The 26,922-nt window shown below is 67.1% G+C and carries 16 protein-coding genes and 15 pseudogenes; 21 read left to right on the forward strand and 10 right to left on the reverse strand.

Features of this window, described 5'->3' with window-relative positions; translation table 11 throughout:
* Positions 1–103: 103 nt before the first annotated feature.
* Positions 104–273: pseudogene (locus tag OG927_RS34815) on the forward strand (alpha/beta fold hydrolase); the annotation flags it as partial.
* On the opposite strand, the pseudogene OG927_RS34820 reads toward OG927_RS34815, so the two are convergent.
* Positions 272–393: pseudogene (locus OG927_RS34820) on the reverse strand (IS5/IS1182 family transposase); the annotation flags it as partial. The pseudogenes OG927_RS34815 and OG927_RS34820 sit on opposite strands and share 2 nt — an antisense overlap.
* Positions 394–416: 23 nt before the next feature.
* Between OG927_RS34820 and OG927_RS34825 the strand changes: the two are divergent.
* Positions 417–857, forward strand: a pseudogene (locus tag OG927_RS34825) (transposase); the annotation flags it as partial.
* Positions 858–911: 54 nt separating this feature from the next.
* Positions 912–1,232, forward strand: a pseudogene (locus tag OG927_RS34830) (cytochrome P450); the annotation flags it as partial.
* A gap of 383 nt (positions 1,233–1,615) precedes the next feature.
* Here the strand turns inward: OG927_RS34830 and OG927_RS34835 are convergent.
* Positions 1,616–3,661, reverse strand: coding sequence for a TerD family protein (locus OG927_RS34835; RefSeq protein WP_330321521.1), 2,046 nt, complete (start codon positions 3,659–3,661; stop codon positions 1,616–1,618).
* Positions 3,662–4,000: 339 nt separating this feature from the next.
* Here OG927_RS34835 and OG927_RS34840 point away from each other — a divergent pair.
* Together OG927_RS34840 and OG927_RS34845 are read left to right on the forward strand one after the other, a co-directional pair.
* Positions 4,001–4,206 (forward strand): annotated as a pseudogene (locus OG927_RS34840) (transposase); the annotation flags it as partial.
* Positions 4,161–4,859, forward strand: a pseudogene (locus OG927_RS34845) (transposase); the annotation flags it as partial. The pseudogenes OG927_RS34840 and OG927_RS34845, both read left to right, overlap by 46 nt.
* A 924-nt stretch (positions 4,860–5,783) precedes the next feature.
* Here the strand turns inward: OG927_RS34845 and OG927_RS36135 are convergent.
* The 3 genes and pseudogenes from OG927_RS36135 to OG927_RS34860 form a co-directional block, all read right to left on the reverse strand.
* Positions 5,784–5,903 (reverse strand): annotated as a pseudogene (locus OG927_RS36135) (IS5/IS1182 family transposase); the annotation flags it as partial.
* 121 nt (positions 5,904–6,024) lie between these two features.
* Complete coding sequence (locus OG927_RS34855; protein WP_330321522.1) at positions 6,025–7,092, reverse strand: IS110 family RNA-guided transposase; 1,068 nt, start codon at positions 7,090–7,092, stop codon at positions 6,025–6,027.
* 232 nt (positions 7,093–7,324) lie between these two features.
* Positions 7,325–7,531 (reverse strand): annotated as a pseudogene (locus OG927_RS34860) (transposase family protein); the annotation flags it as partial.
* Between the two features lie 14 nt (positions 7,532–7,545).
* Here OG927_RS34860 and OG927_RS34865 point away from each other — a divergent pair.
* From OG927_RS34865 to OG927_RS34875, 3 genes are all read left to right on the forward strand, one after another.
* Positions 7,546–8,313, forward strand: a complete 768-nt coding sequence (locus OG927_RS34865) for an oxidoreductase (RefSeq protein ID WP_330321619.1) — start codon at positions 7,546–7,548, stop codon at positions 8,311–8,313.
* Positions 8,314–8,354: 41 nt separating this feature from the next.
* Complete coding sequence (locus OG927_RS34870) at positions 8,355–9,206, forward strand: alpha/beta fold hydrolase (protein WP_330321523.1); 852 nt, start codon at positions 8,355–8,357, stop codon at positions 9,204–9,206.
* Between the two features lie 204 nt (positions 9,207–9,410).
* Positions 9,411–10,001, forward strand: a complete 591-nt coding sequence (locus tag OG927_RS34875; protein WP_392930412.1) for a DUF1349 domain-containing protein — start codon at positions 9,411–9,413, stop codon at positions 9,999–10,001.
* 406 nt (positions 10,002–10,407) lie between these two features.
* Here OG927_RS34875 and OG927_RS36140 read toward each other — a convergent pair.
* Positions 10,408–11,270: pseudogene (locus OG927_RS36140) on the reverse strand (Tn3 family transposase); the annotation flags it as partial.
* Between the two features lie 96 nt (positions 11,271–11,366).
* On the opposite strand from OG927_RS36140, the gene OG927_RS34890 reads away from it, so the two are divergent.
* Together OG927_RS34890 and OG927_RS34895 are read left to right on the forward strand one after the other, a co-directional pair.
* Positions 11,367–12,476 carry a saccharopine dehydrogenase family protein gene (locus tag OG927_RS34890; protein ID WP_330321526.1) on the forward strand — a complete coding sequence of 370 codons (1,110 nt, stop codon included), beginning with the start codon at positions 11,367–11,369 and terminating at the stop codon, positions 12,474–12,476.
* On the forward strand, positions 12,473–13,099 hold the full coding sequence (locus OG927_RS34895) for a TetR/AcrR family transcriptional regulator (RefSeq protein ID WP_330321527.1): 627 nt from the start codon (positions 12,473–12,475) through the stop codon (positions 13,097–13,099). Before OG927_RS34890 ends, OG927_RS34895 begins: the two co-directional genes overlap by 4 nt.
* Positions 13,100–13,321: 222 nt before the next feature.
* Here the strand turns inward: OG927_RS34895 and OG927_RS34905 are convergent.
* Positions 13,322–14,035, reverse strand: a pseudogene (locus OG927_RS34905) (IS30 family transposase); the annotation flags it as partial.
* Between the two features lie 3 nt (positions 14,036–14,038).
* Between OG927_RS34905 and OG927_RS34910 the strand changes: the two are divergent.
* Positions 14,039–14,566, forward strand: a pseudogene (locus OG927_RS34910) (FG-GAP repeat domain-containing protein); the annotation flags it as partial.
* A 269-nt stretch (positions 14,567–14,835) separates the two neighbouring features.
* Here the strand turns inward: OG927_RS34910 and OG927_RS34915 are convergent.
* Positions 14,836–15,387: an ISAs1 family transposase gene (locus OG927_RS34915; RefSeq protein WP_242424506.1), complete on the reverse strand. Its 552-nt coding sequence runs from the start codon at positions 15,385–15,387 to the stop codon at positions 14,836–14,838.
* 33 nt (positions 15,388–15,420) lie between these two features.
* On the opposite strand from OG927_RS34915, the gene OG927_RS34920 reads away from it, so the two are divergent.
* The 10 genes and pseudogenes from OG927_RS34920 to OG927_RS34960 form a co-directional block, all read left to right on the forward strand.
* Positions 15,421–15,792: a hypothetical protein gene (locus OG927_RS34920; RefSeq protein WP_056792588.1), complete on the forward strand. Its 372-nt coding sequence runs from the start codon at positions 15,421–15,423 to the stop codon at positions 15,790–15,792.
* A gap of 601 nt (positions 15,793–16,393) precedes the next feature.
* Positions 16,394–17,374, forward strand: coding sequence for a hypothetical protein (locus tag OG927_RS34925; RefSeq protein WP_330321528.1), 981 nt, complete (start codon positions 16,394–16,396; stop codon positions 17,372–17,374).
* A 648-nt stretch (positions 17,375–18,022) separates the two neighbouring features.
* A pseudogene (locus OG927_RS34930) lies at positions 18,023–18,121 on the forward strand (IS481 family transposase); the annotation flags it as partial.
* Positions 18,122–18,342: 221 nt separating this feature from the next.
* Complete coding sequence (locus tag OG927_RS34935) at positions 18,343–19,251, forward strand: helix-turn-helix domain-containing protein (RefSeq protein WP_330321620.1); 909 nt, start codon at positions 18,343–18,345, stop codon at positions 19,249–19,251.
* A gap of 442 nt (positions 19,252–19,693) precedes the next feature.
* Complete coding sequence (locus OG927_RS34940; protein ID WP_408058144.1) at positions 19,694–20,029, forward strand: GNAT family N-acetyltransferase; 336 nt, start codon at positions 19,694–19,696, stop codon at positions 20,027–20,029.
* A 935-nt stretch (positions 20,030–20,964) separates the two neighbouring features.
* Positions 20,965–21,145, forward strand: a pseudogene (locus OG927_RS36215) (ISAzo13 family transposase); the annotation flags it as partial.
* Between the two features lie 532 nt (positions 21,146–21,677).
* The gene (locus OG927_RS34945) at positions 21,678–23,978 is read left to right on the forward strand and encodes a molybdopterin-dependent oxidoreductase (protein WP_056792584.1); all 2,301 of its coding nucleotides are present in this window, start codon (positions 21,678–21,680) and stop codon (positions 23,976–23,978) included.
* A 133-nt stretch (positions 23,979–24,111) separates the two neighbouring features.
* Positions 24,112–24,663: an EF-hand domain-containing protein gene (locus OG927_RS34950; protein ID WP_056792583.1), complete on the forward strand. Its 552-nt coding sequence runs from the start codon at positions 24,112–24,114 to the stop codon at positions 24,661–24,663.
* Between the two features lie 193 nt (positions 24,664–24,856).
* On the forward strand, positions 24,857–25,567 hold the full coding sequence (locus OG927_RS34955) for a hypothetical protein (protein ID WP_330321529.1): 711 nt from the start codon (positions 24,857–24,859) through the stop codon (positions 25,565–25,567).
* A 27-nt stretch (positions 25,568–25,594) separates the two neighbouring features.
* Positions 25,595–25,798: pseudogene (locus OG927_RS34960) on the forward strand (helix-turn-helix domain-containing protein); the annotation flags it as partial.
* A 77-nt stretch (positions 25,799–25,875) separates the two neighbouring features.
* Here OG927_RS34960 and OG927_RS34965 read toward each other — a convergent pair.
* Both OG927_RS34965 and OG927_RS34970 read right to left on the reverse strand, forming a co-directional pair.
* A pseudogene (locus OG927_RS34965) lies at positions 25,876–26,019 on the reverse strand (IS5/IS1182 family transposase); the annotation flags it as partial.
* 156 nt (positions 26,020–26,175) lie between these two features.
* Positions 26,176–26,901 (reverse strand): class I SAM-dependent methyltransferase, encoded by a 726-nt coding sequence (locus OG927_RS34970; protein WP_330321530.1) that lies wholly within the window; start codon positions 26,899–26,901, stop codon positions 26,176–26,178.
* Between the last annotated feature and the right edge of the window lie 21 nt (positions 26,902–26,922).

The following is a 26,922-nucleotide window of genomic DNA, read 5'->3' on the forward strand; positions in this document are numbered from 1 at the left end:
CGTTGTCAGACGAAATCCGCCACGGACCCTCGCGGAGCCTGTCTCACCGAACATAGTCCGCGCAGGTCAGCCAGACCCACCCGACTAACTTCATTGTGACAGGTCAGCGATGGCCCGCGATACCGTGCCGTTGATCCGGGCACTCGGTTCGACCTGCTCGGCCTGTCGATGGGCGGCTTCATGGCCCAGGTTATCGAGGCAGAGGAACCCGACCTCGTGCGCAGAGTCATCCTCGCGGGCACCGGCCCCGCCGGTGGACCCGGGACATCGCGCCAGGCGACACCGGTCCGCAAGACGTATCTGACGCCCGCGAAGGGCCGCTCGGTCGGGAACACGTAGTCGGCCCGGGTGGCGGTGGCGCCGTTCGGGAGCGGGCGGTAGAAGCGGCGCCATCCGCTCCCACAGGTCAAGAGCGTATTGGGTCCTATCCACGCGTCCATATCCTGGGCGGCGGCCGGCCGGTGGTGTCTCAGGCCGGTGCCGTGCTCTTGGTTGAGACCGCTCGCAGGGCCGGGTTGGACCAGGAGATGACGGCGGCGATGAGAGTTTGGCGCCGCCCCCGGGCGGTGCACGATCCAGGCAAGGTCCAGCTGGACGTTGCCCTCACGGTCGCGCTGGGCGGGAACTGCCTCGCGGATGTCGCCATGCCCCGGGCCCAGCCGGCCGTGTTCGGCCCCGTGGCCTCCGACCCGACGGTCTCCCGCCTCATCGACACCCGTGCCGCGGCCGGGCCGACGGCCCTCCACTCGATCCGGGCCGCGCTGGCCGAAGTGCGCGAGCACGTCCGGGATCTGGCCAAGAACGCGGCCCGGGACGCCACAGGTTGTGTGATCGTGGACCTGGACGGGGTGACGGTGTGGGAGCTCCGCCGCCTGAGGCTCCGCCTCTTCTCCGCCGCCACCCTCGTCAGGGACGTTGAAGTCGGCGGGGGTGACGATCCTGGCCGGAGCGATCGTGCTTGCCGACTGCAGCATGACCAACCGCGACCCGAAGATCTTCCCGCTCGCCACCTTCCATGACCTGTGCGCCCCGCTGGAGGTCCCCACGCTCTCCTTCGGCGCGGGCCCCACTACTGCTTCGGTGCGTGGCTCGCCCCCGTATGGAGCTCAAGCTCGCCTTGCACCGGCCGGCCGCCTGCTTCCCCGGTTTGCGCCTGGCGGGAACCGGGGGAGACGGTCGCCTGGCGGGCTGGCACAACCTCACGCAGCCCCCAGCGGCTCACCGTCAGTTAGTAGCCACCGCAGTGAGCGGTTCAGCCTCGACGCACTGGGTGTGCACCAGGTTGACCCGGCCTCCGTCTTCCCCCGCTTCCGAGCATGTACCAAAGTTTGCCATCTCGGCTGCAAACACTGCCGTTTGGACAATCGGCCTCGTGCACGATGGAGCCGTCGCCACATCCGTGCAGGTCAACGGCCTGGGCGTCGCGAAGGCGCAAGCCGCTGACCTGCGGTGATGCCTACCGTGCACGAGGTCGAATATGCACAGGGAATGGCAGACGGCGTGGCGCTGGGTTGTGCGAGCGCCCCTGTGCGGAACTCGGGTCGAGAGCGGGCCCGTGCAGGAAGACGCTCGGGCGTTGGACACGGGCGGCGTTGCTGCTGCCTATGCCCAGGCGTCATCCCGCTGCTGCGCGCTCCTTGGAAGGTGTTCGGCGCGCTGTCGGAGCGTCCAGGTGGACTACCACGTTGGTGTAGAAGCGGTGCACGGCGTCGTCGACGCTGCGGATGAAGCCGGTCTCGGCGTTGCCGCGGCCGCTTCCCATGCTCTTGAGCAGTGACAGGCGGAAACCGGTGATCTTGGTGCCGTTATCCTTGGGAAGCAGATCCGCCGGCTCAGGACGGAGCCGCTCCAGCGTTCCGCGCGGACCACCGGTTTCGCTGTCGACCAGAGATTCGACGTGCAGGTCTGCCGGTGCCTCGGCCAGACGTCGGACGAGCCGCTTTGCCCAGCTCAGGGGATAGCCTTGCTCGGGGGCCGGGATTTCGATCGAAGTGCGCAGTTTGCCGGTGCGCAGGTCGGCGTTCACGGCCAAGACTCCAGGGGTGCCGTCGATGCGCAGTTCCGCCTGGATTCGTCCATCGAGGCAGAGTTGGTCAGCGAGGCAGTTCCGGCGTTCATTGGGATCCGTTCCGCGCTTGGCACGCTGGACGGGCAGTACTTTCTGTCCGAGTTCGCCGCCCAGTCTGAGGCAGACCTGACGGATCAGCCGCTCCCAGCTCTCGACCACCTCCAGAGCTCGCGCATCGCCCTGGCAGAGAGTTTCGTCGTCGAGCCCGTTACGCACGGGGACCCAGGCGGACCCCATGTTCTGGAACCCGTGGCAGCCGGAGTTCTCATGCTGCAGGTAGTGCAGCAGCTCCTGCAGCAGCCAGGCGTGCGCCGCGTTGCTTACTCCCTCGTGCCTGATCAGCATCTGTGCCTGGTAGGTGACTTCCGCCCAGGACAAGTGCCAGAGGGCCACCTTGTGCTTGCGCCGCTTGTCGATCTTGACGTCGACAAGCGGACTGCCCTCCAGCGCGACATCGTTCGTCAGTGTGATCACCGCCTCGTAACCGCGGCGCGCGGCGATGTCCATGTAGGCCTGAACCTGTTCGGCTTTGAGCGCGTTGCCATTAGTCTTCGTCTCGACCAGCGCGGTCCACAACTTGCCGGCTCGCTCCACGCGGATCACCCCGTCCGGGCGCCGCGGACTGTCACCATGAGGCATGGAGACCTCCGTGAACGTCTCCATCCGGCCCGCGGGAGCCCCGAACCCTGCGGTCAGTCTCCTGCTGAACTCTGGTACCTGCGCCATCACCGACAGCAACACCGAGGTGGCACGCATCTCCCGGTCCCGGTCGCTCTTGAGCGCCGACACCGGGAAAAGCCTGGCCGTCTTCCAGGAGTCGTTCTCCGCCAGGGTCTTCTTGACCGTCTTGGGGAGGATGACCTTCTTCTTCGCGGTGCGAGGGCGAGTAGTCGACCTCTTCGGCTCAACGACCTCGCTGTCAGACCGGCGAGGAGCGGGAATGGCCTCGAGCGTCGTCTGGGGCGACTCCTCGAGCGGCACCAAGGTCGTTGCATCTGCCTGCGCGTCGGCTTCGGCGGCGTCTAGGCCTGCTTCCGCGTCTGCGTCCGCGACTGCGTCGTCCTCGATATCGACCCCGAAGTCCGCCGCCAGCCCCGCAAGTCCGGTTTCGTAACCCTGCCCGACGGCACGGAACTTCCACCCCTCACCCCGCCTGTACAGCTCGCCGAAGATGACCGCCGTCACCGAGCCAGCGTCATCGACAGCGAACCGCATAAGGCTCTCACCGGCTGCGTCGGCCAACGTGATCCTCACGTCCTCCAGCTCACCGAAGCGGGCCCCCTCGTACCTGCTCGCAGCGACGACGATCCGGTCGACCCCGGACGGCACAGCGGTGAGGTCGAAACTAATCCGGTCCTCGCTGCCGTCCGCCGTCGGCGTCTTGCCCAGAAGCTGCACGCTCCCATCAGCGGCAACCGGATGGTTGTAGAAGTAGAAATCGCTGTCGCTGCGCACCTTGCCGCTCGCGTCTAGCAGCAGGACCGACACATCCGCGTCACCTTCGCCAGTAGGGCTGCTCCAGCCCAGACTGACGATCACCGAACCTACGTCGCTGCTCAGGTCCGCCAGGGCCACATTCGAACCCTTGATCATTTCCTGCACAAAGCCCCCAACGGTGCACCCTGGGCATGCAGGAGATCCTGCATCATCTGCCCCCTTGCGCGACACAAGATGACAAGTCGCGCGGACAAACTGTAATACACACCAAGCTCGAATCGTGGAGGTTCCGTGAAGCCGGGTGCAGGGTAAGATTGTCCGGGCTGAACCGCGCCTGCTCACCCCAAAGTGGGCTCATCTTGCGTGCCGGCTCGTCCGTAGCGCTGCCGCTTGATCGTCTTGGTGCGGTTCACGGCGCCTTTGGTGCTGCCTGAATTCTGGCAATGCTTCTCGGATCTCCTGACGTGCGTGGGGTGTTGGGGTCGGGCTGTCTGTATGGGCCGTGGGGATCTGACGAATGCGGAGTGGGAACGGCTGGAGTCGTTCTTGCCTCCTGGTGGGGCCTGCGGGGCCGGTGGAGTGACCACCGTCGGGTGATCAACGGGGTGCTCTACCGGGTCCGGACGGGAGTGCAGTGGAGGGATCTGCCGGAGCGGTTCCGGGTCCGTGCCTGGACCACCGGGCCGTCACCTGGCTGCTGGAACGCCACGGATCCCCAGCCGCCTTGCGTAGAGCCGGCCGCCGCAGACTCGTCGTGCTCATCCGCCCCAAGGCCACGCGCATGGCCGCACGGCTCATCGATGAGGTCTTCGACGCCCTGGACGTGCGGACCGTGACCGCGCCCGGAACCGGCCGTCTCGACACCGTCATTCCCTCCCTGGTCCGCTCCCTTGGTGCCGTCCACGAACAGCGCCGGGCCCTGGAAACCCAGATCAACACCCTGCTGGAGGCACACCCTCTTTCCCAGGTCCTGACCTCGGTGCCGGGAGTCGGTGTCAGGACCGCCGCCGTGCTGCTGCCCACCGTCGGCGACGGCACCAGCTTCCCCACCGCCGCCCACCTCGCCTCCTACGCCGGCCTGGCCCCGACGACGAAGTCCTCGGGAACCTCGATCCACGGCGAACACGCACCCCGAGGCGGAAACCGGCAGCTGAAGCGGGCCATGTTCCTGTCCGCCTTCGCCTGCGTGAACGCCGATCCCGCCTTCTGGACCTATTACGACAAGCAACGCGCCCGCGGAAAGACCCACACCCAGGCCCTCTTCCGCCTCGCCCGCCAGCGCATCAGCGTCCTGTTCGCCATGCTCCGAGACGGCACGTGCGACGAGCCGCGAACCCCCACCCTCGCCGCATGAACGGGACCGAAACCCCCAAAACCGACAGCGCAGGATTGACGAACGGCATATAGGCACCCCCGCCGTCCCCGGCCCCGTCGACGGTCCTCGCGACGTTGTGCAGGGGCTTTTAGCAGAAAAGGCTGTCGGCCCCGTGCGCGCTGTGATGCACTGCTTACCAACGTGGAACCAATTCCCGGCACGAAAATTACACGCTAAGGGGTTGCAACCTATGCCGCACCATGATCGCCTTGCTCATATTGCTCGCCGGAGGCGGGTGACGGGTCGAGAAATCATGAGGCGATCGATTTGGGTGGAGTGGGGGCAGATTGTTGCAGTGCTGGTCGGTGCCTTGGGACTTGCGGCTGCAGGGTGGTCCAGTGTCCTGCAGTATCAGGCGACCCGGGATCAATTGGAACAAAGTGAAATCGCCCGAAAGCGAGAACAGAAGGAGCAAGCGTCTCTGATCGATACAAGCTTAATATCTCCTGACAGAAAAGAGACGGTACTCGTCGTGACGAATTATTCGCGTCGATCTGTAAGTAGATATGGGGCCAACATCGGAGGGACGCTTGTCGTGCTGCCCAGCGTTCCGCCGTGCACGCAGGCTGAAGTGCAGATTTATAAGCTGGAAGGCCTGTCGATTGACGTACGAGATTTGGATTCAGAATTCTATGCTCATCTTTTCTTCGATTGGGAAGGGAGGGCTTGGAGATTCAATCCCGTTCACGGATTAGAGTCGACAACTCATGACCAGTACTTTGAATACATTACCGGACTTGCTGGGAATCTTAAGTTGGCGGACAAGGTGGAGAGTTTAACGAAGCGTTCCAGGGTTCCGGATTGTTAAATTTGAAAAAGCTCGACCTCTGTTCGCCCCGGAAAATTTCTGCAACAATGTTGCCTGCTGCTGATTCGATGCTCCACGGAGCCTTTTCATCTTGATCAGGTGGCGAGTTCGAGGGTGACGACGGCACGGACGGCGGCTGTGATCCGGGTGGTGCTGCAGCGGAGTTTCCGCAGGAGCCGCCAGGACTTGAGGATGGCCGTAGCGCGTTCGCCGAGGCTGCGGATCTTGGTGTGATCGTGGTTGTGACGTCGGCGCCAGCCGCGCAGGTGCTTGCCCCGGATCGGCACGCGGATCGCAGGGCCGGCGCCCTGATACGCCTTGATGCTCTTATAGAAGTCAAGTCGACGGAGTGGTGCTGCCGTTGTGGGTGCGGGTGAGCGCGTGGTAGACCTCGCGGGCTATGAAGCGTTTGAGGCAACGGATGATGTCCTTCTTGGAGAGTCCCTGCTGGGTGCGGCGCGCAACGTAGGCGCGAGTGCGGGGGCAGTAGCGCATCCGCACTACCGCGATCATGTGGAGGGCGCGGTTGGCCTGGCGGTCTCCGCCTCGGCTGAGTCGATGTCGGTCGGTGCGTCCGGAGGAAGCCGGAACTGGAGCGGCGCCGCACAGAGCGGCGAACGCGGCTTCCGTGCGCAGCCGTTCGGGGTTGTCGCCGGCCGTGACCAGGAGCTGACCGGCGGTCTTTGTGCTCACGCCAAACAGTGGGACGAGCTCAGGACCGGCGGACGTGGTGAGCATTGTCAGGCGTTCGGTGACCTCGTCGATCTCCTCGGTGAGCATGCGGATGCGGCGTGCCAGTTGGCGCAGTGCGTAGCGGGCGGCCTCCGTGGGACAGGTGAGGTCAACTCCTGGCCGCAGCCGAAGGCAGCGGTTGACCAGGGTGGTGCGGGTGAGCCCTGTGAGCGATGCGCGCAGAGGTTCGGGAGCGGTTACTCGCAGGCCGATGAGTTGGTTGATCGCCTGGGTTCTGGCCTTGATCGCGGACGCGCGGGCCACACGCAGCTGGCGAAGGGCTTCCACCGTGCCGGTGTGGGACTTGGGGATGGCCGTGGCTCGTCCTGAGGCTGCGGCGCGGGCGGCGGCATAGGCATCGATCGGGTCGGATTTGCCGCGGGTGTGTTGGGTGCCCCGGTCGGGGGCGTTGACCTCGACCACCGTCAGGTCGGCCGCGCTCAGCACCGTCGTCAGTCCGGCGCCGTGGGAGCCGGTGCACTCCACACCCGCCACTTGTACGTGGCCGAACGTGATGAGCCACATCAACAGGGCGCGGTATCCCTGGGTGGTCGTGGGAAACTCTCGGTCGCCGAGTGGACGTCCCAGCGGATCCACGACGGCGGCATGGTGGGTGTCGGTGTGGGTGTCGACTCCGGCGAAGACTTCCTTCTCGGGCTGCTGGTTGATCATGTGGGAGCTACTGCCTTCTCATCGTGCTGACAGGGCAACACGGGCCGGTCGGGGCAGGCGGACACGACAGTGACGGGTCTTCTTGCACAAGCACCTATGAAGTCACGACGCCCCTGGCCGACCACGCGCGATGGCGTCACCGACAGACCGACGGATCAAGGCAAGGACACGAGGTTCCGGTCAGTCAGCCCAAGGGACAGATCTGTCGGTGACGCCATGAACCATCATCGCTGTCCGCCCAGCACTTGACGCCGTCGGCGGTCAGGGCATCGGGAATGCCGCGGGTCCGGGCCGCAGTCAGATCGTGCACGGATCCGGGTAGTGCGTCCGAGGCCCGGATCAGACGGCCGGCTGGATCCGCGAGGACCTGCACGTTCATCCCGTGATGCTTCTTCTTCCCCGAGTAGTAGGGCTGGTCGGCAGCGATGCGGTCGGACGGGCGCGTCCTCCGGCATCGGAAAGGCAGCGGCCCTCGCACTGGCCGCGGCGGGCCACGAAGTGGTCGGCACCAGCCGCGACACAGGGCATGTCGTTCCCCTCGAGGGGGTGACCTTCCTCGACCTGGACGTGACCAGCGACGAGTCGGTGACCGCCGCGGTCAGCGAGGTGATCGACCGCTTCGGCCGGATCGACGTCCTGGTCAACAACGCGGGCATCGGCTCGGCGGGCGCCGCGGAGGAGAGTTCCGCCGCGCAGGCGCAGGCCCTCTTCGACATCAACGTCTTCGGCGTGATCCGCATGACCAACGCCGTCCTGCCGCACATGCGCGCCCAGCGCGGCGGGCGTGTCATCAACATCTCGTCCATCGTCGGGTTCATGCCGCAGCCCTATATGGCGGCCTACGCCGCCTCCAAGCATGCCGTCGAGGGCCACTCGGAGTCCGTCGACCACGAGGTCCGCGAGTACGGCGTGCGGGTCCTGCTCGTGGAGCCGGCCTGGACCAGCACCGCGTTCGACGCCGCCAGCGTGCGGCCCGACCAGCCCGTGGAGGTCTACGCCAGGCAGCGGCACGTCTTCGAGGAGTACATGGCCGGCGCGGTCAAGGACGGCGACGACCCCACCGTCGTCGCCAAGGAGATCGTCGCGGCGGCCACCGACGCCAAGCCGAAGCTGCGCTACACCGCCGGCGTCATGACCGGACGCGTCCGCATCATGCGCCGCCTGGTCCCGGCCCGGATGTTCGACCAGCAACTGCGCAAGCAGAACCGGCTACCCGCCTGACCGCCCCAGCACGACACAGCGACAGGAAAGAGAAGCCCGCCATGAGCACCTATCTGGCAGACGCGGCCGAGGACCTCACCCTGGAAGGCCCCTCCGCCGTCTTCACCTACCGGCGCATCGGCCCGCGCCGCGGCACTCCGCTGGTCCTGCTCAACCGGGTCCGGGGCACCCTGGACTCGTGGGATCCGCAGTTCCTGGAGCACCTCGCCGCCGACCACGACGTGATCGTGTTCGACAACGTCGGCACCGGCTACACCACCGGCACCCCGGCCGACTCCGTCGAAGGACTCGCCGACGGCACCCTCGAATTCATCGAGGCTCTCGGCCTGGACCGGGTCGACCTGCTCGGCTGGACGCTGGGCGGCACCGTCGCCCAGCACCTCGCCCTCCGGCGGCCCGACCTGGTGCGCAAGCTGGTCGTGGCGGCCGCCGGCCCCGGCGGCACGGTGCCCGGCGTGCCCGCCCCGAACCCGAAGGTCGGGGCCACCATGACCAAGCCCGAAGTCACCGACGACGACCTGGTGTTCCTGTTCTTCCCCGAGACGGACACCGGACGCACCGCCGGTCACGCATACCTCGCCCGGGCCGCCACCCGGTTGGCCGCCGGACTCCCCGACGTGTCCCAGGCCGCGGCCATGGGCCAGATCGCCGCGATCCAGAAGGACGCGTCGACCCCCTTCGAGCAGGTGCGGGCCGATCTGGCGGCCATCGGGCAGCCCGTCCTGTACGCCACCGGCATGCAGGATGCCATGATCCCGGCGCTGGCCGCCTACACCGCCGTCCAGCACCTACCCAACGCCACCCTCGTCGCCTACAGCGATGCCGGCCACGCCTTCCTCTTCCAGCACGCCGAGGACTTCGCCGCCCAGGTGACCGCCTTCCTCAGCGACTGACCGCCCACCCGCACGCCGGCATCTCGGGCGGGTTCCGTGGGAGGCGACGCGGGTGGACCCTGCAACACTGCTCGACGAGATCGGGCGCGGCACGGGTGCCACCCGGTGTCCACAACATCCTCACCATGATCGAAACGGCGCGACATCGCCATTACCGCAGGCCGCCGGCCTGCGGAAACGTTAAAGAGAAGGAGCGCTGTGAGCGTGAACAAGACTGTGCGGTGGAACGAGGCCGGATGGCTCAACCCGCCGGCCGCGGTGCGGCACGACGGCGACGACCTGGTCGTGACCACGAAGGACGGCAGCGACTTCTGGCGCCTTACCAGCTACGGGTTCATCCACGACGACGGTCATGCGCTGCTCGCCGACTTCCCGGTGGGGGCCGCGGTCGAAGTGACCTTCGAGGCTGACCTCACCGTCCTGTACGACCAGGCCGGGGTGCTGGTCCGCGTCGACGAGACGACATGGATCAAAGCGGGCGTCGAGGCCACCGACGGTGCCCCCCATCTGGGGGCCGTGGTCACCCACGGCACCTCGGACTGGTCGATGGCCCCCGTTCCGGAGTGGGCGGGCGGGCCGGTCACCGTGCGGGTCAGCCGCTCAGGCGACGCGCTGACAGTCCGCGCCCGCAGCGGTGACGGGCCCTGGCGGATGGTCCGCCTCGCGTACCTCTCACCGGACGCGACGGCGACGGCGGGGCCGTTCTGCTGCTCGGTCGAACGCGGAGGGCTTGAAGTACGGTTCACCAGTTTCCGGATGGGCCCGGCCGATGCCGGCCTGCACGAAGGCCCGTAGAAGCTCCTTGTCCGGGCCGGTCAGCAGGCCGTCGGCGCCCTCGGTGTGGCGGTCGTAGTACGAGGCGGGTGCTAGGGGGATCTGGCATCCTCCGACGAATCGGCAACAGCCTGTCACGCGCCGGCATCTGAGTACGTCAGGCCGGCTGGATGGTGTCGAAGGCGGCCGCGCCATCGCTGGACACTCCACGAAGCGGTGATCGGCACCCACTTCGCCCGCGTCAACGTCATCCCGGTCACCTGGCCTGCCCCGCGTGAGGGTTCCCGCACACCTCGGCCCCTGCGCCGCCCTCCCCCGTAGGGCGGCGCAGGGGCCAACCGCACTCCGGCGCCCGATCCACAGGTCAGGCGGATCCCCACCGGAACCGTCGGGCCTGTGACCTGAGAGTTGCGGATGGCCAGGTGGTTCAAGCGGCTGGGGCCCGCTCGTCTTCCAGCGTGCTGAAGTCGACGTCGAGACGGGTGTTGTAGTCCTCCGGGGTGATGCCGATCTCGTGCGTGGAGTACACGCCGAACCGGTTGATGTGCTCGGTCAGGTACGGCGAGATCTCGGCAAGGTCCAGCGGGTCGATCTCCCAGCCCTCGGCCTGCAACTGGCGCACCACATCCGCGATGTTCAGGGTGTTGTGGAAGATCACCAGGTTGGCCAGCAGCGAGGTGAACTTCACGTCCTTCTCCTGCTCGACCGGGTCGTTGTGCGCGACCGTGCCGCGCTGCCCGAAGCGCACCCAGTCGCTGAAGCCGTTGAACGCCTCGACCTTGTTGGTCGCGGCCGTCACCCGGCCGCGCAGCGGCGCGTCCGAGAGGTAGCGCAGCAACTGGACGGTACGGATCACCCGCCCGAGACCTCCCGGAACGCCGTGTAGGTGGCGTTCTTGCGGGATCCGGAGTGTAGCCGCTTGAGCAGCAGCGTCGAGGAGATCGTGCCCTCGCGGACCGAGACCGTGACCCGCATCAGGTCCTTGAAGTGGGTCTCGATCAGGCCCCAGTCGATCACGTTGCGGCCCGCCTCGCCGAACAGCGCGTCGATGTGCTCGTAGACGGCGCTGCGTGACGGGCGGAAGAACAGGCAGTCCTTCCAGTTGCGGATCCTGGGCATGAGATCGATTCCCAGCAGGTGCGCGAGCGCGAACACCGGATAGCTCTGGCCTTGCGTGTCGGCGTGAATGGTGGCGGGCTGGACCTCGCTCGCGTTCTTCAGCAGGCCCTCGATGATGTAGACCGCCTCCCACACCCCGCACGGCACGAAGTGCGTGAGAACTCGTCCGTACCGCGGGGCCGACTCACGTGCGTACAGATACCTGCTATGGGGCCGGGCGGGGTGAGCATGCACGTTTTTTAGGTCGAGTGACCTATAGTCGTATTCATGAACATTGATCAGCTGGTGCACGACCCCGAGGGCCCGATTCTGCTCGTCGGTGGATACGGGACGGTGGGCGCGGAACTGGCGAGGGCGGCGCGGGGGCGGTGGCCGCTGCTGTTCGCGGGGCGCTCGCCCGGGAAGGCGGCGGAGCTGTGTCGCGAGCTCTCCGCCGAGGCCCGCCGGTGGGACCTGTCCGCCCCCGAGCCGTTCCACGCCTCCGTTCGGGCCGTGGTGAGCCTGGTGAACGATCCGGACGACCGGGTGCTGCGGGCGGCCCTGGGCGGCGGAATCCCGTATGTGGACGTGACGCGCTGGACGGCCAGGATGCAGCGCGCGGTTGCCCTGGTGTCGCTGGGCTCGCCCACGGCGCCGACGCTGCTCTCGTCCGGGTGGATGGGCGGGGTGGTTCCGCTGGTGGCCGCCGCGCTCGCGGAGCGGCTGGGCAGCGTGGAGAGCGTCGACACCGCGATCCGCTACGACCTCGCCGACCGGGCGGGGGCGGACTCGGTGGAGTTCATGGACCGGCTCGGGGTCGACTTCGAGGTGCTCGAAGGGGGCCGGGGCAAGATGGTGAGCCCGCTCACCAGCGCCCGTACGCTCGCCATCGGCCAGGACCGCACCAGGGTCGCCAGGATCGACACCCCCGAGCAGTTCACCCTTCCCCTGACTCTGGGAGCCCGTACCGTCACCACTCGTATCGGCTTCAGCAGCAACTCCTCCACGTCCACCCTGATTGCCCTCGGCAGGACCGGATTCTTCCGGCACGCCCGGGGCGACTGTTGGCGGCCCGTGCGCCGCCGCCTCCTGTACTCGCCCGGCGAGGGCGGCACGGCGGCCGTACGTATCGAGGTGCGCGGGCCTGGGGGCTCCCTGACCGCCACCGTGACCGACCCGCGCGGCCAGGCGCACATGACCGCCGTCGGCGGGCTCCTCGGCCTGCGACGCGTACTCGGTGACGACGGCGCACCGGCGGCGCGGGCCGGGCTCGCCTTCCCCGAGTCGCATCCGCTGCCGGCCACGGTTCTGCCAGCCCTGGAAGCGGCGGGCGTCCTGATCGACGTCGTGCCGTCTTCTTCTGCGTCTTCCGCACCTTCTTCCGTGGCGGCCGTGTGACCACCGCCAAGGGCGCCGCGCGCCGGGCCGCCCTCCTCGACGCCGCAGAGGCCACCCTCGTCGGCGGTGGGTACACGGCCCTCTCTCTCCGCGCCGTCGCGGACACAGCGGGCATCCGACTCGGCCACCTCCAGCACTACTTCCCCTCCCGGGACAGCCTGGTCGCCGAACTCCTCGCCCGCATCCTCCAACGCTCCCTCGACCGGGTCACCGAGGTGGTCCCGGACGGCAGACCGGACGAAGTGATCGGTCTGCTGCTCGCTCAGCAGTCCGACACCCAGCTGGTCCGCGTCTTCGTTGAACTGTGGGCCCTCGCGGCGCGTGACGAGGCCGTCGCCGTCGCGGTCCGCGCCTTCTACCGCCAGTACGCGGATCTGCTCGCCGACCGCATCCGCACCCACGCACCCGGCGTCCCACAGGAGGAACACCACGCCCGCGCCGAGGTATTCATCGCCCTGCTCGAGGGCAGCACTCTGATGCGCTCCGGAGTGGCGGGCACCCCGTCCACCGCCACGGACGCACTGATCTCCCGTACAGCCCTCGGGATTCTCATCGGGGATGGGTCCGCCTCCGAACTCACCGGCTCGGCGAGGCCCGCAGCCGACCCCGAAGTACTCGCCTGAACGTCGGCCAGGCCCTGGTCATCGTGCTGTCCGGCCATGCCGAGGGCGATGTGGTCCGGTACTCGGAGGGTCTTCCCCGGTGTTGCGCTCACACGGTCTGAGCACCGAGCGCACCGTCGGCAGAGCCGGTACGAGCACGCGTGGGAGATCCGCGACGCCTACGGGTACCGGGAGTTCCCTGCGGCAGAGGACGAGGTACGGGCGTTCGTGGCGCCGCAGGTGTTTGGGGAGCTGGGATAGGGCGAGCCCCGTGGTGGTGATGTGATCGCTCGCGGTGTTGGAGTCCGCGTTGCCGGGCCGCAGCAGCGCGGCCACCGGCTCTCCGGACCCGGCCTGGCCGTGGTCGACGAACGCGACGAGCGGATGATGGCCGAAGGTCTTCTTCCAGGTCGCGGTGGCGTCCTGCTTCTCGGAGTGCGCAAGGACGAGCACGCCGTCGATGTCCACGGTCACCGAGCCGCCGCGGCCGGCCAGCGCGGGCCCATTCTTGGTGCGTGGTTTGGTGCCGAAGCCTTCCATCCGAGGCAGGTGCAGCAGCATGGTGAACCGCGTACTGCGCTCGACCAGCGTGCCGATCGCGGACCGGCCGGTGCCGATGATGAGGTCACCTTCCCAGTGGCCTGGAACGGCACGGTCCTCGGCCTCGGTCGGCCGCTCGCTGATCAGCACGTCAGCGGTCACGTGGCCGCGGACGCTCTGCCTGGTGCGCTCCCGTGGGACACGCAGTGACCGTCCGGTGCGCAGGCAGGCGACGAGCTCACGCTTGAGGGCTCCGCGTCCCTGGACGTAAAGGGCCTGGTAGATCGCTTCCGGGGAGATGCGCATGGACGCATCTTCGGGGAAGTCCACCGTGAGCCGCTGTGATATCTGTTCCGGGCTCCAGGAGGTCGCCCAGCGGCGGTCCTGACGGCGGGGCTTGTTCCTTCCCTGCCAGGGTGGCAGGACGACGAAGGGATGTTCACCGAGCCTCTCTACGTCCTAGACGACTTCGGGGTCGACCAGGGCTGGAGCTCGGTTGCCGAGCACCCGCGGTTCCTGGCCAGCACCAGCTGAGGCGGACCCACAGACATGGTCGGGTTCGGACCGCAGGGCGTCGTTATCTCCCGCGGGCGCGGCGACGGCACGTTCGAGCCCGCGAAACTCGTCCTGAACGACTACGGGCAAGCCCAGGGATGGTCGAGCGACAAGCACCTGCGGCTCCTCGCCGACGTGACCGGGGACGGCGCCCCGGACATCATCGGCTTCGGCGACGAAGGGGTCTGGGTGTCGCACAACGACGGCATCGGCGGCTTCGAGCAGGCCCAACTGGTCTGCCGCGGCTTCGGACACAACGAGAACGCCGGCGGCTGGCGGGTCGACCGCCACCCACGCTTCCTCACCGACATCACCGGCGACGGACGCGTCGACATCGTCGGCCCCGGCGTGCACGTCGCCCGCAACCTCCACCGCCGCTTCCGAACCCGATAACGACCCCATGCTGGACCAGCAACCACACGCGCCCTCGGCGACATCACCGAGGGCGCGCACAACTGAGAAGACCGCCCGAACTCGTATGGCCTTCAGGCGTCCGCGGCAGACGAATCGCATCCGCCGGGAATCTGCCAGAGCCCGTTTCGCGGCGGATGACCGGCGGTTCCTGGCGGATGATCTGGCAGATGCTGAAACGGCTTCTGGGCAGCACTGGATCCCATCCGGGAGCAGGGCTTCGGCGTAGTCGTGTGATGTCCGGTTCGTGATCATGTGAGGCCGAGTAGGGCGAGCGGACGTTTCGGGTCGCGGGAGGTGGCCCGGAGCGCGGCGGCAACGTTCTGGGTGCCGGCGATGCGCAGGGCGCCGATGGCAAGGTTGCGCCAGGTCACCATGGTGCGGGGCGCATTGCCGGTCCGAAGCTGCGAGGCGTCCTCGGCGGAGGTGGTGTCCCGCACGTGGTGCAGGGCCTCGATCTGCCAGTGCGAGCGGATCATGTTGGCGAGCTGGGCGGGAGTGGCCTGCTCGGCGCTCAGGCTGGTGACCGCGTAGACGGTCTTGATGCTGACCTTGCCGCTCTTGCGGTGCAGGCGGCGCCGCTTGAGCTGGACGGCCTGGCGGGCACCGGGGAAGAGCAGGTTGTTCACGGTGCAAACCTTGATGCGGCGGATCTCGCCACGGCCGTGACCGCTCTCGCGGATGCGGCTCTGGAGCGGAACCCGCTGCCAGGGAAGGGCTTTTAGCTGCTCGCGGAGCTTCTTCTGATTCCCTTTGACGATCACGATGTAGTGGGCGCCTCGACTGGCGAGGGGCGGCTTCATGGCCCAGGTCGTCGCGGTAGAGGAACCCGCCTCGTGTGCAAAGTCATCCTCGCGGGCTCCGGCCCCGCCGGCGGACCCGGCATCGACAAAGTCACGTCCGTCACCGTCCAGGACATGCTGAAGGCGACACTGCGGCGCAAGGACCCGAAGCACTACCTCTTCTTCACCCAGACCGAGGGCGGACCGGACCGGAGCGGGGTGACGAGGCGTGCTTCGCCGATGGCGCGGAGGACCATGGACGACAGCCGAGCCATCATCGGTCGCGCCCTACTGGTGAACGAAGGCATCGTCGCCATCTCCCTGGGCAACGAGGTCCTGGCCTTCCGTACACCGCTTGGCCCCCTGGCCGTGCGGGGAAGCGAACCTCCAGGGCAATTCCGTGCTGAGCTGAAACAGCCAACGTGACGTCGAAGGGACTGGCCGGCTCCTTAACCCGGCCAGTTGCTGACGCTACACCTGGCCGCTGAGCGCGATAGTTGGCCGGTCAGAGCGTTGTAGTTGGCCTGCACATGCTGGAACCCGCCGGATCCCAGATGGTATAGCGCGACCGGCGTGGGTGGGGAGGTGGCGGCATCGTCCTGAAGCGTGGTGAAACCTGCCGGGGGCGCCGCGCGGGACGTGGCGTTGTCGTACGCATACGCGATCATGCTGTAGCCGTACCGAAGCGCACTGGGAGAGGCTTGATGGATATGGACTTGGTGAGGGACCTGGGCCGCCCGGACCGGCGCGTCCCTGCGGCGGACGTTATGGCTGCGGGCGGAGAGGCGGCGGCAGAGGCCATCGTGCGGGAGCTGACAGATGAGTCATCGCCTGTGGGATGCCGCTCCCGTGCTCCGGCGGATCGGGGGCGCGGCGTTCGACTACCTGGTCCAAGGGCTCCTGGACGCGCCCACCGCGGAGATGCGAGACAGGGTCGGGTTCGTGTTCACACGGTTGGGCGCGGGGGGCCCTCGACCGGTACACCACTGCGCTGTCGCACCCCTCGCCGATCATCCGCCGTCAGGCGGTGCTTGGGATCCAGCACTGTGAGGGGGCCGGCCTGGCGCTCCCCGCTCTGCTGCCCTTGCTCGGTGACTTTGATCGTGAGGTTGCCCAGCAGGCGCGAGATGCCTTGATGATTCGTGGCAAGGAGTTCAAAAAGAACCTCATACCGCTCCTCCAGCGGATCCGGCGGGAGGGCCCCGGCCTACAGCATGCTCAAGCGCTGTCCGTACTCGCGGCGCTCGGCGGTGAGCCGGTGTTGCCCGCCAAGGACGTGGCCGCAGTCGAGCGGCCTATCCGCGTGAAACTCGCGGATGGCCGGCCGGCGGCATTGTGGACATGCTGGAATTACTGGATCGCGGTGCCGAGCGGGGACCAGGTCGGGATCATCAGCACCTTGGGACTGACGGACTCAAGACCGGTGACCGTTGCGCTCGGCAACGACATCGTGGACTCCGACGGACAAGACGCCGAGCCGGGTACTCATGACGGCTTCACCAGGGTTTTCGTCACCCCTGAACTCGACGGCTGGACCTTCGTACTCGGCGCGTGGTGCGACCCCTGCGACGCGGAACGCAGCGAGGATGTCCTGAGGCTCTGCACTCTGCTCAGCTCACGCTACGGACGTGCCCAGGCGTACTACTACGGCGCTCAAGGCGATGGCTCCGCTTGGCTCGTCACCGAGCAAGGCACGGTAATCCGACGCTACTGCGAGACCGGCGACGGTGACGACGAACTGCTGACCCTGGGCGATGCCCTGCCGTTCGAGCGGACGCGCCGAGAGGAGCTTGGCCTCCAGCCCGTATGGGACCCCGCGCTGGAATCCGAGGACGATGCGGACGAATGGAAGTGGGCCGCGTTCGACCTCGCGCCCGAGATCGCCCAATCCCTTGGGGGTAGCCCGCTCAGCATCGGCCCGGAGTCCTTCTCGCGTGGTGTTGGCGTCATCGCCCTGACGCCGTACGGAATTGTCCACGGCGTGCCAGCAGGCACGTACCGCATCTGAGGAAACATTGAGGCCCGAGCTGAGCCCGCCACCGTGATCAATCTGGACGACCTCACCACTCGCACCCGGCTTCCCCCGGGGGGGCGGTAGTTGGCCCACGCGAACTCCGCAGAGCGAGGGTCTTTGACAGGTGGATTCGAGTCGTCCGGATCGCGCATGATCGAACCTCTGTGGATTCGAAGATGGGGCTGTGAGGTGAGGTGTGGGGGACTGGCGGACCGATCCGACGTTCGCGATGTGCCGGGCTCTGGTGGACGGGGCCGATCCGGCGGCGTTCGCGGGAGGCCCGTTCGACGTCCGGGCTGTGGCGGCGGCTATCCGGCCCGAGACCAGCAACAGAGCTGTCCTCGACGACCTTCCGTGGGGGAACTTCCCTCATGGGGAGGAGGCCCGAGATGCCGTTCGGCAGCTGCTCACTGATGACGGGACCGCACGCAATGCGATGGCTGTGCTGATCGGCATGTGCGCCGACGACAGCCGGGCCGCCGCATCTCTGGCCGTACCGTTCCTGATCCGGATCGCCGCTGACCCTCACCATCCACACCGCGCTGACGCTCTTGGCGTCTCGCCGCCCCGGCCCGCGCCCGTCACTTCGGTACCGCCTCCCGCGGCGAACTCCTCCTTCTCCACCGCTCCGGCCCTCTGCACGACGTTCTGGCCGACGAACGCCAGCACACCGCGATCGGGTTCTGGCAGCGGGCTCACGAGTTCTTCACGGGACACGGCGTCACCGTCGAACGGGTCCTGCTCCTGCTCTCGTTTGCGTGGTCGGCCGGTCAGTGACGTGACTTCGGGATTCGTGAAGCCTTCTCGTCCGAGCTGACCAGTCTGCAGTCTGGTCGAAGGCGAGGAGGCTGATGCTGTCGGCGCTGGCGGTGGGGAGAAACCTCGGCAGAGTCTGGAGAACTCACGGGATGTCAGCTCAGGTGCTTGAGTCTCCAGCCGCCGGAGGGTTCAGGATCTTACTCATGGATGACGAACAACCCGACGTACTCACCATTGGCCGGCTCGCGCACCGCACCGGGCTTCCGGTCCGTACCCTGCGCTTCTGGTCGGACGAGGGGGCGGTGCCGCCTGTGGCCCGCTCAGCGGGGGGCTACCGGTTGTACGACGCCGAGTCCGTGGCCCGTGTCGAGCTGGTCCGCACCTTGCGGGAGCTGGGCCTCGGGCTCGACGACGTCTGCCGCGTCCTGAGTGGCCGCACCACGGTCGCCGAGGTGGCCGATGCGCATGTGACCGCGCTCGACGCGCAGATCCGCTCGCTCAAGGTGAGCCGGGCCGTCCTGTCCACCGTGGCGAAACGGGGTTCGACCGTTGAGGAGACAACACTGATGAACCGGTTGGCGCGGCTTTCCGCCGCCGAGCGCAAGCAGATCATCGACGAGTTCAAGGAGGACGTGTTCGGTGGCCTCGACGACCCGCGCCTGCGCGACCGTATACGCACCTACAGCATCGAATTGCCTGACGATCCCACACCTGAGCAGGTCGACGCCTGGATCGAACTGGCCGAATTGGTGCGGGACCCCGGTTTCCGCGCCCGGTTGCGCACCTGGACGGAGCTCAACACGCCTGTACCGGGGCAGGGCCATCCCCCCGGGGCGTCCATCTGGTGGGCCAGACAGATCGTGCAGACCGTCGCGGAGATCAGAAAAGGCGGAGGCCCTCCCGAGGGGCCGGCGGCGGCCGAGGTGCTGTCCGAGCTGTTCGGTGACGCCGATCGGGCCGCCGTGCTGCGCAGCCTGGAGGCCGGGATCGAGGCAGGAGCGGAGCACTACCGCAGGCTCGTTGCCCGTGTGCGAGGGCAAGATTCGTCGCCCGACGCGACCGAGGAGTTGGAATGGCTGGCGCGGGCCCTGCGCGCCGCAGATCAGACCTGAACTGGTGCTCGGCCTCTGCATGGTGCAGGCCGCCGACCTCGTGGCGCCGCTCGACCGGGGCGAGCTGATCCGCGTACGGCCGCAGCTGTCCCACAGCGGCGCCACCCGACCGGGGACGGCGGCGTTGGTCCGCAAGTCGGACCGACCCGGACACGGCACGCGTCATTCCGACCCCGGAGCGGTACGCCGACATCGGGTGCACAACTGGCACTTCGGCAGACGGTTGTGATGACCGAGGACAGCCATCGAGAGACAACTGAGGGACTGGTGCCGCAGCAGGCAACTTTCGCCCCGTTGGCCTGCTTCAAGGGCCGGGCCTGCTTGGACAACGGCTGCCGGGCTCACCTAGAATGTAATGCATGCAGATCACCTTTGACCCTTACTAGTTGTCCGTCGAGCTGCCTACCGCGAGACCTACCTGCGGCTGCGACCTGCGGCGGGATTGAGCGCGAAGCCCCGCGAGGTTGCGCTGCTCAGCCTGCCGAACACCTGGCACGCGGTCCAGATCCGGCACGGCGGTGAGCCGGTCGGCATGGGACGGGTGATTGGCGACGGCGGCTGCTTCTTCCAGGTCGTCGACATCTGCGTCCTCCCCGACCACCAGAGGCGGGGCCTGGGGAAGCGAATCATGGCCGAGCTGATCGGCGAGCTGGAGCGCCGGGCTCCGGCCGGCGCCTACGTCTCCCTTATCGCCGACGGCGACGCCCGGTATCTCTACGAGAAGTTCGGCTTCCGCGAGACCGCACCGGCCTCGGTGGGGATGCACCGAACGGTGTGAAGAAGCAACCAGACGATGCGCACAATGGGGCGAACGTTGCCTAATGCGGCACTAGCGAGTAGCTGGGCACATGACCAGAAGCCGGCAGGAGCAAGCAGATTCGGGCCGACCTGAGCGAGACGGTAGCCGCCTCGCTCAGGCGCCCAGAGCGCCAAGCCCTTGGGGGCAATGCCAAGAGCTCAGCCAAACCCAGGCCCTGGTAGGCACCGCTACTGGGCCGGTTCCTCAGCCTCCTGGGGCGAGCTGGCCGAAGCCGCTGAGACAGCGCTGTAGAAGACGGACCGTCCCTGCCTATGCCGCTCCGTCAGGCCGTGCGCCACCCCATGCTCCAAGGTGTTGCGCACGACTGCGACCTGCACCTGACGCTGTGGGTAAGCCTCCGTCAGAGCCGCAGTGACCTCGGCGGAGGACTTCGGCTCACGCTGACCCGACAGAAATTCCGTGACCAACTCCCGCCACGTCGGCCGACCGGGCTCCGGGCGTGTGCTGTTCGTGTTGGGCGACTCTGGCGACGAGACCATGGTTCCGCCTACTGCCTTCCGAGCCTTGCGCCGACGCGCGGAAGGAACGCTAGCCGTTTCGCTACTCGAGGTGACTGCCGATGCGCTGCTGTCCAGAACTTCGCGAATCTGCACCAGCACCCCTTCGCTCGCCTCAAGGCTGATGAGTTCGTCCTGGAGGCGAGCGAGCTCGGCCCGGATGCGCACCTGCTCACCCCGGTTCGCACTCAAGTCATCAGAGATTCTCTGGGCATAGTTCGCACTGATATCTGTTGGTGAAGCGGTTTCGGCCATGAGGTCCTTACCTGTGGCTGAGATCAACGTCTGTTGTGACCGATGCTACGCACCTCGGCGAAGCTGCCAGCGAGGTATCGAGCCCTCAATACGAGCCCTTGTCCGCGGTGCGAGGGATTGTGACTCACGCGGTTGACCAGGCTCGAGGCGGGAGAAGCGCCGCTAAGCCGAGTCCGCGGGCCCGGCGGCGTATGGAAGAAGGCCGCTGGACTGGACTGGACTCGGGGCCGCGGCCTGCGCTGCTCGCCCTGGCGGAGCTGGACACGCGCGGAGATCCGATGCGCCGCTGCGCTGGACGACGAAGTCGAGCATCGCTGGCGAGCGCTGGCCCTGTACCTCGAACAAGATCGCCCCGGTGTTGTCCCCCTGGCCGCGTAGGCATCGGGCCGGACTCGCTGCTGAGGCCGAGAAGGCACCTTCCGTGTGGGCTCAAGTCGTGCGTGTTGAGGACTCACAGACCGATTGCCGGTCTTCAGGGAGCCTCGTCGTGGATTCCGGGCGGGTCCTGGTCTGCCGTCAGATTGTCCAATGCCTGCGGGCCTCGACGGTGACCATGACAGTTCCGCGCCGGCTCCGGCACTCCAACCCTCCCTCGACCGCCTGGGAGCGAGGTGGTCCATGACCTTGAGGTTGGTGTCCGACGACGGTCAGGTCGCGGTCGACAGAGGCGCTCCGGGCTCCGGTTGACTGGCGGCGGCGGGAGTCGTGCGCGCCGTCAGGGTTGAGCAGCATCCGCCAGGGGGAGCCTGTGTCCTGCGGACCGTTGACTGACGCGGAACCCCTGTGGTGTAGCGGCCGTTGTTTGAGAGCCGGAGAAACTTCAGGGATGGAGTTGATGCACGGTGGAACGACGCATGCCGATGGCGACGCACTGGGGCAGCTTCGTAGCCGTGGTCGACTCGGGTCAGCTGGTGCGCATTGAGCCCCGGGGTGATGACCCCGCGCCGTCGCCGATCGGCCCGGGCATGGTGACGGCTGTTGAGGACAGTGCGCGTGTGCTGCGTCCCGCGGTGCGCAAAGGGTGGCTCGATGGCTTGCCGCGCGTCGATAGAACGGCCAGAGGTGCGGATGACTTCGTAGAGGTCAGCTGGGACGACGCGCTCACGCTGGTGAGTGAGGAATTGTGCCGAGTGCGCGCACAGCACGGGGACAGCGCGGTGTTCGGCGGCTCGTACGGCTGGGCCAGTGCGGGCGGGTTCCACAATGCGCAGGGTCAGCTCCAGCGGTTCCTTGCGCTGGGCGGGGGCTATACCGACTCGCGCAACACGTACAGCACCGCCGCGCTTGAGGTCATTCTTCCGCATGTAATTGGCGGGGCTCCGTGGAGCTACCAGTCCCGGATGCCGATGTGGGACGAGATCGCCGACAACTGTGAGCTCGTGGTGGCGTTCGGTGGGCTGGCTCTGAAGAACAGCCAGATCAACCCTGGCGGGCTGGCCCGGCACCAGACGCGGGACCTGCAGCGCAAGTGCCGTGAGGCCGGGGTGCGGTTCGTGAACGTCAGCCCGATCCGCAGTGACACCGCTGACTTCCTTGATGCCGAGTGGTTGCCGGTCATCCCCAACACCGACACCGCCTTGATGCTCGGCATCGCGCACACGATGCTGGTCAACGACTGGCACGACGAGGACTTCCTCACCCGCTGCTGCGAGGGGTTCGACCGCTTCGCCTCGTACCTGACCGGCGACGTGGACGGCGTCGTCAAGGACGCCGACTGGGCCGCGAGGATCACGGGCATCAGCCGCGATACGATTCCCGATCTCGCCCGCCGCCTGTCCACACAGCGTTCCCTCATCATGGTCAACTACGCCATTCAGCGGGCGGACCACGGTGAGCAGCCGATCTGGATGTCGGTCGTGCTGGCGGCCATGGCGGGCTCGCTGGGCCGGCCCGGCTGCGGCTGGGGCGCGGGCTACGCAACGATGGACGCGACCGGAGTTGCCCCAGGCCGCCCCTCTGTGGCGTCGATGCCGCGGGTGGCGAACCCTGTTGCGGCGTTCATTCCGGTCGCCCGGATAGCCGACACCCTGCTGGAACCAGGCGCGACCATCGACTACGACGGTCAGCGCCTGACCCTGCCGGACCTGCGCCTGATCTACTGGTGCGGAGGGAACCCCTTCCACCACCACCAAGACCTCCACCGCCTCTCCCGAGCTTGGCAGCGCCCGGAGACGGTGGTGGTCCACGAAGCCTGGTGGAATACCACGGCGAAGTTCGCCGACATCGTGCTCCCCGTCGCGACCAGCCTCGAGCGTGACGACTTCGCGGCGGGCTTCTCCGACCCTCACCTCGTCGCGATGCCGAAGGTCCGCGACCCGGCCGGCGAGGCACGCACCGACCACCAAATCTTTGCCGCTTTGGCTGCCCGGCTCGGCTATGAGTACGAGTTCACCCAGGCGCGTTCCGAGATCGAATGGGTCCGGCACCTCTACGTTCAGACACGGGCGAACCTCGGCGACGAGGCGGCCCTGCCAGACTTCGACGACTTCTGGCAACGCACCTCCGGTGTCGAACTGCCGGCACTCAGCGGGCCGTTTCCCGGCAGCCTCGAAGCACTGCGCTCCGATCCGCAGCGCTTCCCCCTGACGACGCCGTCGGGCCGGATCGAGATCTTCTCCGAGGAGATCGACTCGTTCGGCTACGACGACTGCACCGGACATCCGACGTGGTTCGAACCCGTGGAGTGGCTTCGCGCCGACCTGGCGGTCCGCTTCCCACTGCACCTGATCTCGAATCAGCCTGCCTCACGCCTGCACAGCCAGTACGACAACGGTGGCCACAGCCTCAAGTCAAAGATCCATGGCCGCGAGCCCGTAACGATGAACCCGCAAGATGCGGCATCACGCAGTATTGAAAACGGCATGATCGTGCGCGTCTTCAACGACCGAGGCAGCTGCCAGGCGGGCGCGATCCTGTCGGACGCCGTTATGCCCGGCGTCATCCAGCTGTCCACCGGAGCGTGGTGGGACCCGGCCCAGCCAGGCCGGAGCGGAACCTTGGACCGCCACGGCAACCCGAACACCCTCACCGGGGACCGCGGGTGCTCGCGTCTGTCCCAGGGACCCAGTGCGCACAGTGCTCTCGTCGACGTCGAGGTCTACGACGGGCCGGTCGAGGAGGTACTTGCCTTCACACCACCACACCTCGAACACTGATACGAAGCCAACTCAACGACGGGCAAGTAAGCCGTGGTCACCCTCGTCGGGCTCCCGGCCGGCAGTCCGCCCGGCGCCCCGCCTCCACTCGGACGTTCGCTTAGCCGTAACTACGCGAATACGGTGCGCAGTCATGACTGCACTTCAAGATCTCAAGTACGGCCAGTGGTTCAGGGGCTCCGATGTCGACGGCGACGGGTTCATTACCCAGCACGACGTCCGCAAGATGAGCGAGCGCTACATTAGCGCCCGCGAAACCACCCCTGACGCCGAGACCGTCCGTCGGCTCACCGAGGGGATGGACCAGTTCTGGTCGAACGTCATCGCCCCGATGGATCAGGACGGCGACGGGAAGGTCGACGTGCGGGAGATGACCGAAGGCTTCAAGAGTGTCCTGACCGACCGCGCGCTCTACCCGCAGCAGATTGCGCCGGTCACCAACTGCTTCTTCGACCTCGTCGACCTCAACGGAGACGGCAAGATCGACCAGGCAGAGTTCCAGCAAATGTTCGACTCAGTCGCTGCCGTCCCCGGCGAGGACTGCGCCGCCGTCTTCGCCGCTCTGGCCCTCGATGGTTCCGGCGGACTGGACCGTGAAGAGTTCCACCAAGCACTCGAAGAGTTCTTCTACGGCAACAACCCCGACGCTCCCGCCAACCACATCTTCGGCAAGGTCACAGCCTGACAGTCCCTGGGATGCGCCCCTGGACCCGCGCTCGTGACAGCGGCTGCCCCTGGCTGGTGCCGCAGCAGGCAACGTTGGCCCTCTTGACCAAGCCTGAGGGCCTGTCTACGCGCGGTCCTCGGCAGGAGCTGTCGGTGGCCAATGCCATGCTGACGCCGACACCTCCTCTCCCAGTGATCATTCAGGGGTTCCGATGAGTGAACAGTCAGGGTCCGACCCCTCTTCGGTCGACTTCGACACCGCTTGGTGCGCCACCGACCTCGGCAAGTACCGTGCCTGTCAGTACACCTACGAGGACTACTCCCTCGAAGATCTGCCGCCGCTGGACTCCAGCCAGTTCACGGGTGCCTTTCGATGGCTTGGGGACGCCGGCTCCCCCATCCCGCGGCAGGTCATGAAGCTCAACGGGCTGGCAAGAGACCTGGCCGCCAGGGGCCTCACCTTGCCGCGGGATTTCGTCACGTTCCAGACCACCGAGAATCTGTACGGCTCGCTGGACGAGGTTTCGTTAACTGGGTGCTGGACGAATCTTTCGGACCCTCTACCCAGTCCGGTCGAGGCTGGTGCCTTCCTGGTGCGGTTTTTCCGGGATCAGCGGAACTGCGTCATCTGGTACCTCTACCTCCGCCCGCTGAGCGAGGCGTTCGTGGTGTACTCCGACCTCGACTACGAGTTTGAGTACGAGGCGCGGCGCGACAGGGAGGAGACACAGACCGATCTCGAGGATGCGGAGGAGCAGAGGCCCGCGATCCTGTGGTGTGCGCCGTCGTTCGAGGAGTTTGCCCATCGGTTCTGGATTGAGAACCGCCTCTGGCATGCGGTCAACGACCATGAACTGCCAATGTTTGAGCCGCAGCTGCAGGAATACTTGAATCACTACAGGCCGCCTGGGTCTCCGATGTGACCGCGTATTGAGCGAGATCCTATGCAGATGCCAGAGCGTGTACGTGTTCGCGAAATCGATGACGATGAGGCCAGGCGGCTGCTGCGAGCCGTCCGCCGTGGCACCGGCTCGGTAGTGACCTGGCGGCGGGCCCAGGTGGTGCTGCTGTCCGCACAGGGCATGGGCGTGACAAAGATTGCCGAGGTCACCTTCACAAGCGCAGACCGGGTCCGAGACGTGATCCACAACTTCCGCACGACTTCGCATCTGGATCATCGCATTGGCTGGGTAGTGCCCAGGGCCGATGAGCCTGGCGTTGAGTGAGGTCTTCTGCTGTGGACCTGCTTCCAGTCGGACAGTTCTTCCCCTTTGCGTCGTCGGTGGGGCATCACAAGCCCGGTGCCTGGATAGCCGCCGTCGGCGATGGTCAGGGTCGTGCCGACGGCGGCCTTCGCGCCGGACTCCTCCCACGAAGGCCAGGAAGTGGTTGCCGCCGGGGGAGCAGGTGGGCACGACAGCGGCGCGTCCGGGTTCCGGCCGCGCCGCTGTCGAGCTGTGGTCAGCCTTCGGGGAGCCCCCGGGCCAGTGGAGCTTGTTGACGGCGGTCTTCGTGGTGGTGCGGAAGGCGGTCAGCGGGGCGTCCTCGAGGTCGCCCATCTGGCCCGTTGTTCCGGGCGGCGGGCCGCGTACAGCCGGTACGACAGCGGCTGGCCAGCCTGCGGGGAGTCGATCGTCGTCACCGTGTCCAGGACGAGGCCGTGGTCAATGAGGAGGTCCTCCCAAAGGTGGGGCTCGAGGACCCACATATGCATCCGGTGCTCCGTGTCTGTGCCGGGCAGCCTCAGGATCTCGGTCCGTGCGGTGACGGAGTCAGACGGCCCGTCGCCGGCCGAGTTGGTGTGCAGCGCGCTGAACAACAGCCGCCCTCCGAGCTTGAGGCCGGTGGCCAAGGCGGGCAGTAGGCGGTGCGGATCCAGGAAGGGCATGCCGCTGACGGAGTAGATCAGGTCGTAGGGGGCGGCTTGCTGGAGGTGGTCGACGGCGTCGGCGCACACCAGGCGCAAGCCGGGGGTCTCGGGGTAGCGGTCGAGCGCGCGCTGGTGCTGCGTGGGGGAGGCGTCGACGGCGGTGACGCCGGCGCCGAGGGCGGCGAGGCGTGCGGCGTGCCGACCGACCCCGGCTCCGAGGTCCAGGACGCGAAGGTCGGCCACGTCACCGAACACGTCGATGCCGGGACCGGCCTGCGGGACGTCCCAGGCCCAGCCGTCCAGCTCCGGCAGATCGAAGGTCCGGCTGAGCTGATGACGGCCGTAAAGGTTCCAGATCTCGCCGATGCTCTTCTCGACGTCCAGCACGAGGTACTTCCTTTCGTTCGC

The organism is Streptomyces clavifer (assembly GCF_036345975.1).
GTDB classification, from domain to species: domain Bacteria; phylum Actinomycetota; class Actinomycetes; order Streptomycetales; family Streptomycetaceae; genus Streptomyces; species Streptomyces clavifer.

Coding starts and splice junctions, on each gene's coding strand:
- OG927_RS34835 (WP_330321521.1), bottom strand. CDS start 3,661: ATGATCAAGGGTTCGAATGTGGCCCTGGCGGACCTGAGCAGCGACGTA.
- OG927_RS34855 (WP_330321522.1), bottom strand. CDS start 7,092: ATGATCAACCAGCAGCCCGAGAAGGAAGTCTTCGCCGGAGTCGACACC.
- OG927_RS34870 (WP_330321523.1), top strand. CDS start 8,355: ATGAGCACCTATCTGGCAGACGCGGCCGAGGACCTCACCCTGGAAGGC.
- OG927_RS34890 (WP_330321526.1), top strand. CDS start 11,367: ATGAACATTGATCAGCTGGTGCACGACCCCGAGGGCCCGATTCTGCTC.
- OG927_RS34915 (WP_242424506.1), bottom strand. CDS start 15,387: ATGAAGCCGCCCCTCGCCAGTCGAGGCGCCCACTACATCGTGATCGTC.
- OG927_RS34935 (WP_330321620.1), top strand. CDS start 18,343: ATGGATGACGAACAACCCGACGTACTCACCATTGGCCGGCTCGCGCAC.
- OG927_RS34945 (WP_056792584.1), top strand. CDS start 21,678: ATGCCGATGGCGACGCACTGGGGCAGCTTCGTAGCCGTGGTCGACTCG.
- OG927_RS34950 (WP_056792583.1), top strand. CDS start 24,112: ATGACTGCACTTCAAGATCTCAAGTACGGCCAGTGGTTCAGGGGCTCC.
- OG927_RS34955 (WP_330321529.1), top strand. CDS start 24,857: ATGAGTGAACAGTCAGGGTCCGACCCCTCTTCGGTCGACTTCGACACC.